We start from the raw sequence: 8,439 nt of genomic DNA, 5'->3' as shown, positions 1-8,439 counted from the left end.
AAGCAAGTCTGGAGCAAATCTAGATGCCTTATTTCCAGAAAACCAAGGAATATCAGCATCCAAACACGCATTTAACACTAACGCTAATTCATGCTCAGTTTTACATTCAACATACCAATCTAATTGCTGTAATCGCTCAATAATCTTTTTACTTGTCATTGTTTAATCCCCATGAATTCTAGCCGCTAAATCTGTAAAAAAGCCCGTTACTCAATTCACGGGCAAATACACTAAGAAAGGTGGCGTTTTTACGGCAGACGCCAAGCCGTGTTTTGTTTTAGAATTAAATTTAGATATATTATTCTTCTAGCAAAAACTATTGCGCTATCTAGAACGCTCATGAAATCTGGTCGGATGTTGATTTCTTTTTTTAATGCAATTTTTACATCATTAAATTGAGTAGCTCCGAGTTTTGCTTTGATTGATGATACTAATTCATCAAAATAATCTATGATGTAATCGTCGTTATTTGATTGAAGATTTTTAACAGCATCAGATATTAATTTGTTAGTTAAATCGCTATCTTCTTTAATTTTTTTATTCATTTAATGAATCCCTCAAAAAAAGCCCTCAAGCGAGGGCAAACGGATTTGCATGTACTCGTCTTTCCGAGTTGTCAAAATTAGTTAGCTTAATAAAATGATTTTTTATTTTTTTCATTAAAAATAAATTCAGCTTTTTCATAACATATGAGCTTTAATGCTTTTTGAACTGAATCAGTGTCAACATCATCCCAACCAAACGCTTTCATTATTTTTTCTTCAATTTCTAGATAATCACTATCGCTGAGTTTGTCATAAAGTTCGTTTGATTGAGCTTTAATTTCTGCTTCTTTAGCGTCTTGCATTTCGACATCGCTTATCATTTTGCAATATGCTCTTTCGTAACCGTTTTCTACGGTTCTATGTAATTGCATTTTTACATCCTCACTGGCATTAGGATTGCTATTGCTTCTTGATTACAAAACTCAAAAACAGCAGGACTTTTATCGTCCATCGGCATTAATATTTTTACCGAAGGGAATTTTGGATTGATTATTTTTCCAACTTTTAATATGTCACTGAGATATTCAGTATTAAAACCGATGACCGACGTGTGTTTTTTAGTGGAAAGCTTAGGTATTATCTTTTTATAATCAGGATAAACCCCGTCAACAACCTTAATTAACCCAACTGATAAAGTTTCATCTTTTTCTGATTTGTAAAAGATTAGTCCTTTTTGTGTGTTTATTTCTGCATAATAAAATTTGGTTGGGATTTTATCTTTTATTGATATAATTACGCCTGTCTTCATTTTACTTAAATGCTTTCCAACAAAAAGCTTGTGCCCGTTTGTTGCTGCTAATGTTCCGTCCTTGTCAAAGAAAAGTCCATTTAAGTAGTGTCTTACGTCTTGATACGCTCTAAACAATTGGGCTGACAATAATTGAGCTTTTTCAACTTTGATAATCATCTTTTTATCTCCTCTTACCTCAAACTCAAGCGCACTTGTTTAAATGCGCTTTGATTTGAATGCTACACTCTCGCAGTAGCCGCGCTCTTGCCAAAGGAGTCTCATCGTAATGAGTAATGACGGGTGATAATCTGGCTCATTATCTCGTCTTACCCGCACACTCTTTTTCAACATTAACCCTAACTGGCTGTGTGTATGACTCTATGTCATTTCCAGCTTTGTCATGCAAACTCGGGAGCGTAATAATAACGCTATACTTTTCACCTAGGCGCGGTTCAATCCGCTTTAATTTCGCAATTCTTGTTTCCTCCCATTTGTTAACCAAATTATCTCGATGGTCACGAGTTTCTGCGCTCCCTTATTCCGTGTCATCCTTTCATCAGCTTAGAGGGAGCTAGGCATTTCGTTCTAAGATGAGCTTCGCTTTCACACTGTCTACTTGAATAACACTTTATAAGTTGTTCCGACTTTTCTAATTTTTAAAGAGCTTCAACTTTTGGTTAAGTTGATTTGTTTTGATGTGATTAGTTTAGTAAATGGTTAACCAAAAGTAAAGTAAATAATTTAACAAAAACTAAACTTTTTGTGTGTTAAATATTATTGTTTAGTAAAACTAATGGGTTATACTTGAAGTGTAACTGTTCATTTGCTTGTTTTTTAATCAATGAATTGTTTTAAAGTTGTGGTGGCAAATTTCAGACATAAAAAAACCGCAATTAAGCGGTTTGGTTATACATTGATAAGAAAATAATATTAGTTAGTTAATCCTATAAATGACCCTATTAAAATTTGTCCATCTTTATTTTTTACTTCCATGTAACTAATTTTTATATCTATATTTTTTTCCCAAGCTGATGATATTTTAGATAATTCATCTTTAGATAATAACTCTTCATCTGCTTTTATTGTAAAAAGTTCACCATTAGACTTTCTTATTACCTTTATATTATAGTCTGTTAAGTAAGCTCCTGTCCTATCAAGTCCTTTTATGATAAAGGTATCGGTAACTTGGTATTTTGTTTTCTCTATTGGTTGTCTTGTTGTGTATTCTAAAAGTTCATCTTTCGAAAAAGATTCGCTATTGATTTTCAAAGATTCAACAGATGAATCGCTAGCTATTTGCTTTATTAAATTATTACGTGCATTTAAAGCATGCTCCTTTATCTCAGAGCTAACCTGAGTTTTACCACGAGATTCATAATCCTCAATAAGAATTTTAGTTTGTTCGATCATTGCAGTGGAAACGGCTTCGACTGTTTTATTGTTTTGTTTGCTAAGTTCAATTTCTTTTTGATTATTATCATAGAAATAATGACCAGCAGCACATGTAAAAGCAAGTAGTACCGCCATTGTTTGCCAACCGTTCATTTTTCCCATTTTTGCCTTTAATAGTTCCAAGCCTTTATTAATTATACCTGAATTATCTGATTTTGCATCACTAGACCCCTCTGCAATATTAAATATTACATCTAGATTTTGCTTATCTTCATTTGTTAATTTGCTTAAATTTGATGTGCCATATTTAATTAGGGAGTATGATCTCTGAATTTCTTCAATAATGGTCATCATACCTGAAATAAGATTAGTATTTACTGATGAGTGATATTTTTCTCCTTTTACATTGATATGTAATATAGGCCAACCGTCAAAACAAATATTTGGTAAAATAAAGTTTTCTGAATCCATCAATGGATCGTTTTTCATGTTTTTTAAAAATTGATAGAAATCATTTTCATCTTTTATAAAAATCACTTCTTCTGACATGTATAGCTCCTACAACCATTCAACTTATTTAGGTTAATTTTTATAAAACCGCCGAAGCGGTTTTGTATTGTTATGTTTATTTATTAATCAAGAATAGATGACTGCCACCAAACACGCCCTAAAATAGTTATCTCATCTTGAGATACTATTTCATCATCATAACCTGAGTTGTAGCTTTTGATTTTAACTTGGCTACCTGGTACTTTTTCTAAAATTTTTATTCTTAATAATCCATCATGATTAATTGCATATATTTTCCCATCTCGGATGTGCCTATCAGTAAGATTAATTGCAACCCTTGCTCCATCTCTAAAAACAGGCTCCATACTATCCCCATCAACGACGACACAAACAGTACAATTTTTATCAATTCCATACCTTTTCATTGTTGATTTGGATAATCTAAGCTTATAACCATTGTAGTCTTCAATATCATCAGCAAATCCGTTTCCAGCTGATAATCGTATATCCTTATAAAACGGCACTTCTACCTCATCATCATCAAGCGGTGTATCACTATCCCAATCTTCTATAGCCCCAAGTATTGTTGCATTTGATTTATTATTACTTGTCTTATCTAAATAAAATGATGGCATTCCGTAATCTTGCTCTAATCTTCGAGCTGATTTTTCGCCAAAAGACGCTTTCCCATTTATTAATTGAGATATATAGCTTTTTTCTTTTGGTGGAATTGTTTTTCCCGAAAACCACAGCTTTAAATTTTTAGCTCTAATTTCCTTTAATTCGTTTTTGTTCATAACGGCTCCTATTTCCCTCTTATTTTATTTAGTAATTACTAAACAAGCAAAATATAAACTTGACTTTACTTTTGGTTTAGTGTTATATAAACTATATTTAACTTTTAACTAAACACAGAGGTGAGAGTGAATTTATCTGATTACTTATCTCAGCTTGGCAGGGGTGGTAAAAGCCAATTTGCTAAAGAAATTAATGTGTCTAAATCATTTTTGCGACAAATGGAAGTTGGTACTGCACCAATTCCAATACATATAGCAAAAAAAATCGAAGCTCACACTTTCGGCAAAGTAACAAAAGCTGAATTACGCCCTGATGTATGGGGCTAATCATACAAGTAAATATTAGACGGTGTAACCCAAACGAGGAAATAAAAAATATGGGTAACAAGAAAAAATTAATTAACGATTTATTGAGCTCAATTGATGGCGGAGTAGAAGTAGCCGCTAGTTACTTAGGTTTATCAATATCGGCTTTTAATGATCGTCGCTATGAAAATAAAGGAACTCGTTTTTTCAGTGGTGATGAATTAATGGCTTTACAAAACTTAAGTAAAACTGCGTTAGTTGCTGAATTCTATGCAGAACAAGCAGGATGTCTTGTTGTTACAAAAATGAAAGCGGAACAGCTTGAAAACTTCGATTTATACATGATGAGTTTAGACGTGGCAAAAGCTCAAGGTGAGGTAGCTATCGCTATCCAAGAGGCTATCGCAGATGACGGAGTGATAGATGAGCTTGAAGCTAAGATTATCAGAAATAAAACGGATATCGCAAATAAGTTAAATCGAACATTGTCCGAAAACACAATTAATTTACATAAAAAAGCCACTAACCACTAATTAGTGGCGCGTGATCACTGAATCGGAGTAAATCACATGAGAAAGAATAAATCATATTACAGAACATGTCAACGGGCGGAGAAACCCGACGAGTTAGCGATGATCGCATTACATAACCGAGCATTCGGAGAGCAATTTGTTGAAGTGTTTAAAGCAGCTAAAAGGGGTAAATCATGTCCACGGCAGAAGTAATCGAATTTAAGCCTAGAGAGGGGCGTATGGCTAATTTAGACGATGGCTATACCAGAATTGCTAACGATTTATTGGAAAAAATAATCTCTTTTCCGTTCACGTTGCGCCAGCAAAAATTATTGTTATCGATTGCGCGTAAAACTTACGGTTATAACAAAAAAATAGACTGGATAGGTAATAAACAATTATCCGAATTAACTGGTTATCCAGAAACGAGATGTTCAACCATAAAAAACGAGCTGATCAAGATGAATGTGCTAGTAACAAAAGGGCGTGAAGTAGGAATAAATAAAAATCTTGATGAGTGGAAAAGTGATATTACCCAAACCAGTAAAACATTTACCAAATCAGTAAAGAAAACCTTTACCAAAACGGTAAATCACTCTTTACCAAAAGAGGTAAACACAAAAGACAATACTACAAAAGACAATACTACAAAAGACAATAAAGACAATAATATATTGCTCGATTCTGCATTTGAAATTTTTTACAAAGCAGGGCTACCAAAAGTTGGAAAATCAAAAGCAATTACCAGCTTCAAAACAGCATACAAAAATTGGAAATCAGAAAATAAAACGCCTGAGGTGTTTGCTCAAATGTTGGTAAGTGACATCCAGTGCAGGTTAAAAGCCAATATCTTTGGGTTTGCTAATTTGCATCCAACAACCTATCTAAACCAAAAACGCTGGGAGGACGAGTTACCAGCTAACGCAAAGCGACCGCAACCACAAATGACGCCAGAACAAAAGCGTGAATATGAGCTGTATATGTTTATGCAGGGGGAAAATTAGTGCGTAGACAAATAAAAAAACTGCTTATTGTCGGTTATGGGTACGGGGTTTTTAGTCGGTCATTTGTTGATTATTGGTTTAAAAAATTGGAGTTAAAAGCATTATGAATATCAAGGAATTATCTAACCAATTGTGGGAGCGAGCGGAAGATGTAGCCAGATATTTATTGCCAGCAGGTAAAAAAATTCATGGCGAATGGTGTGTTGGTGATTTGCAAGGTGATAAAGGGCAAAGCTTAAAAATCAACGTTAACGGTAAGCGTGTTTGGTGTGAGTTTAACGGTGGTTTAGGTGGTGATTTATTAGATTTATGGGTTGCTGTTAGAAGTGTGTCAATGCATATAGCGATTCAAGAAGCTAAAGAATTTTTGGGGATTCGCAATGAGGATTCTTATTTTGAAAAAACAAAAAAACAATTTAAGAAGCCAGAAAAAAAAGGGATTTTACCAAGCAGAAAGTGTTATGCGTACTTGGCTACGAGGGGCATTTCCGAGGCAACAGCTCGATTGTTTAAGGTTGTTGATGCCAAGGTATTTAATCACGAAACCAAGTCCGAAGTTGACGCAATCGCTTTCCCGTACATTCGAGACAATGACACATTACAAATTAAACGCTTGGGGTTAGAGCGTAATGGTAACAAAAAAATAATTATGGCTGAGGTTGATTGCGAACCGTGTTTATTCGGTTGGCAGGCAATTAGTAATAGCGAAAGAAACATGGTTGTTTTATGCGAGGGTGAAATCGATGCAATGACCATTCATCAATACGGATTACCTGCGTTATCAGTACCGTTCGGTGGAGGGGCTGGAGCAAAACAACAATGGATCGACTACGAATATGAAAATCTTGAACGTTTTGAAGAGATATTTATTTGTATGGATAGTGACGAAGCTGGGCAGTTGGCAGCAAAAGAAATAGCGACACGCTTAGGCTATCATCGTTGTAGCTTTGTTCACTTGCCAAGAGATTGTAAAGATGCAAACGAATGCTTGATGAAAGGCATTTCAAGAGACGAATTTATTCAGTGCATTATCAGTGCTGAAAAGCTAGACCCTACAGAACTAAAAAGAGCAGGTGATTTCAAGCAAGGTGTTATTGATGCTTTTTTTGCTCCCGAACAATACATGTTCACATCAAGCATTGAGGGATTAGCTGAAAAGCTAAAGTTTCGTAGTCATGAAGTGACAGCAGTTAACGGCGTTAACGGTCACGGCAAATCACAATTAGTCGGTAATTTTTCTTTAGACGCTATTAAATCGGGGTTAAGAGTTTGTATCGCATCATTAGAGCTTAGACCGGCAATATTATTAAAAAGGTTTGTTCGCCAAGGTATTTGCACGCCTTCGCCAGAGCGTGAAGACGTGGAAAAATTTATGGACAAACTTAACGACTCTTTGTGGGTGTTTAATGTAACAGGTAAAGCCAAGACTGAAAGACTGCTGACTGTATTTAAGTACGCCCACAAAAGATATGGTGTAAAAGTTTTCATCATCGATTCTTTGATGATGTGTGGCATGGCAGAAGATGACTATAACGGTCAAAAGGCATTTATAGAGCAACTATGTGATTTTAAAAATCAAAATGATGTACATGTGTTTTTAGTTACTCACCCAAGAAAAGGGGAAAGTGAAGAAAAACCAGTAGGCAAAATGGACGTCAAAGGAACAGGGGCTATTACGGACTTATTAGATAATTTAGTAACGGTTTGGCGCAATAAGAAAAAAGAAGAACTTAACGAAAGGATTAACAGATTTCCTAATATTGAGCTAAGCGAAAAAGACGAAAAATTATTAGCATCTCCAAATACATTGTTATCAGTTGATAAACAAAGAGAGGGTGAGGGTTGGTGTGGAAAGGTACCAGTCGAATTTAATGCTTACACCAATCAGTTTTTATCTAGCGATAAGCATACTCCATTTAACTATTTATATAACCGACCTCAAAACGAGGTGTTATCACTAAAAAAACAGAGTAAAGCATGCGAAAACCGTTAGTTAATCATTGCCCACTTGGACGTTATCACATGCTCGACAAAATAGCATACGACTATGTGAGAGCGATAAGAGAGCGTGGAGCAAATACGGCAAAGATTAAACAGCAATTAGTAGAACGAGTTAAAACATATTCAGAAGAAGACAAAGCAAAATTGAGGGAGTTGATACAGAAATGGCTTACAAAATAACAGCAACAGTACAAGTAGGGCTTCAGGAGCAAGTAAACATTACCATGTTTCGTGTTAACAAGATAACTGAATCAGACATCAAGAAGATATACAAAGGCGCGACAGTTGATAATTATTCTTGTGTAAAGGTGGCATAAATATGGATTATTTTTTTGCTGTAATGATTTTTATAGCTTTAACTTTAAATTTTACTTTACTGTGCGGATTAGTTGGATCAGGTGCAAGTTCATCAATTCTTGATTTATTTGACAAAAAATTTAAGCAGTATCGATTAGCTGGAAGTTTGGCTAAAGCAGTAGAGAAAGCTAATAAGGACTTTAAAGCTGTGGTGATTATTCATGGTGATTATGAAATTTTAGTTGCCAGGAAAGTAAAGGACTCAACCAATGACTAAATTAACACAGCAAGAGTTAGAAAAAGAAGTAGAAAGATTTAAAAAACATCTAATTACTCCAATTCCTA

The 8,439-nt window shown here is 34.6% G+C and carries 11 protein-coding genes; 6 read left to right on the top strand and 5 right to left on the bottom strand.

Annotation, left to right across the window (positions count from 1 at the left end; translation table 11 throughout):
• Nucleotides 1-248: 248 nt before the first annotated feature.
• The 5 genes from ACGH6Q_RS11635 to ACGH6Q_RS11615 all read right to left on the bottom strand — a co-directional run bounded on the left by ACGH6Q_RS11635 (nucleotide 249) and on the right by ACGH6Q_RS11615 (nucleotide 3,974).
• Nucleotides 249-545, bottom strand: a complete 297-nt coding sequence (locus tag ACGH6Q_RS11635) for a hypothetical protein (protein WP_174798438.1) — start codon at nucleotides 543-545, stop codon at nucleotides 249-251.
• 86 nt (nucleotides 546-631) lie between these two features.
• The gene (locus ACGH6Q_RS11630; RefSeq protein WP_411592890.1) at nucleotides 632-916 is read right to left on the bottom strand and encodes a hypothetical protein; all 285 of its coding nucleotides are present in this window, start codon (nucleotides 914-916) and stop codon (nucleotides 632-634) included.
• Between the two features lie 2 nt (nucleotides 917-918).
• Nucleotides 919-1,452, bottom strand: a complete 534-nt coding sequence (locus ACGH6Q_RS11625) for a hypothetical protein (RefSeq protein ID WP_411592889.1) — start codon at nucleotides 1,450-1,452, stop codon at nucleotides 919-921.
• A 753-nt stretch (nucleotides 1,453-2,205) separates the two neighbouring features.
• On the bottom strand, nucleotides 2,206-3,216 hold the full coding sequence (locus tag ACGH6Q_RS11620; protein ID WP_411592888.1) for a hypothetical protein: 1,011 nt from the start codon (nucleotides 3,214-3,216) through the stop codon (nucleotides 2,206-2,208).
• Between the two features lie 83 nt (nucleotides 3,217-3,299).
• A complete protein-coding gene (locus ACGH6Q_RS11615) occupies nucleotides 3,300-3,974 on the bottom strand; it encodes a helix-turn-helix transcriptional regulator (protein WP_411592887.1) in 675 nt (224 codons plus the stop codon).
• A 126-nt stretch (nucleotides 3,975-4,100) separates the two neighbouring features.
• On the opposite strand from ACGH6Q_RS11615, the gene ACGH6Q_RS11610 reads away from it, so the two are divergent.
• From ACGH6Q_RS11610 to ACGH6Q_RS11585, 6 genes are all read left to right on the top strand, one after another.
• Nucleotides 4,101-4,301 (top strand): transcriptional regulator, encoded by a 201-nt coding sequence (locus ACGH6Q_RS11610; RefSeq protein WP_411592886.1) that lies wholly within the window; start codon nucleotides 4,101-4,103, stop codon nucleotides 4,299-4,301.
• Between the two features lie 50 nt (nucleotides 4,302-4,351).
• Complete coding sequence (locus ACGH6Q_RS11605) at nucleotides 4,352-4,813, top strand: YmfL family putative regulatory protein (protein ID WP_411592885.1); 462 nt, start codon at nucleotides 4,352-4,354, stop codon at nucleotides 4,811-4,813.
• 173 nt (nucleotides 4,814-4,986) lie between these two features.
• Nucleotides 4,987-5,796 carry a replication protein gene (locus ACGH6Q_RS11600; protein WP_411592884.1) on the top strand — a complete coding sequence of 270 codons (810 nt, stop codon included), beginning with the start codon at nucleotides 4,987-4,989 and terminating at the stop codon, nucleotides 5,794-5,796.
• Nucleotides 5,797-5,899: 103 nt separating this feature from the next.
• Nucleotides 5,900-7,789 carry a toprim domain-containing protein gene (locus ACGH6Q_RS11595; protein WP_411592883.1) on the top strand — a complete coding sequence of 630 codons (1,890 nt, stop codon included), beginning with the start codon at nucleotides 5,900-5,902 and terminating at the stop codon, nucleotides 7,787-7,789.
• Nucleotides 7,774-7,977 (top strand): hypothetical protein, encoded by a 204-nt coding sequence (locus ACGH6Q_RS11590; RefSeq protein WP_411592882.1) that lies wholly within the window; start codon nucleotides 7,774-7,776, stop codon nucleotides 7,975-7,977. Before ACGH6Q_RS11595 ends, ACGH6Q_RS11590 begins: the two co-directional genes overlap by 16 nt.
• 139 nt (nucleotides 7,978-8,116) lie before the next feature.
• Entirely contained in the window at nucleotides 8,117-8,371 is a 255-nt protein-coding gene (locus tag ACGH6Q_RS11585) for a hypothetical protein (protein WP_085165771.1), read from the top strand.
• Nucleotides 8,372-8,439 lie beyond the last annotated feature (68 nt).

It is taken from the genome of Gilliamella sp. BG2 (assembly GCF_046635645.1).
Lineage (GTDB): Bacteria > Pseudomonadota > Gammaproteobacteria > Enterobacterales > Orbaceae > Gilliamella > Gilliamella bombi.
Note: the sequence above shows the minus strand (reverse complement) of the source record. Positions and strands in the feature narration are given on the sequence as shown.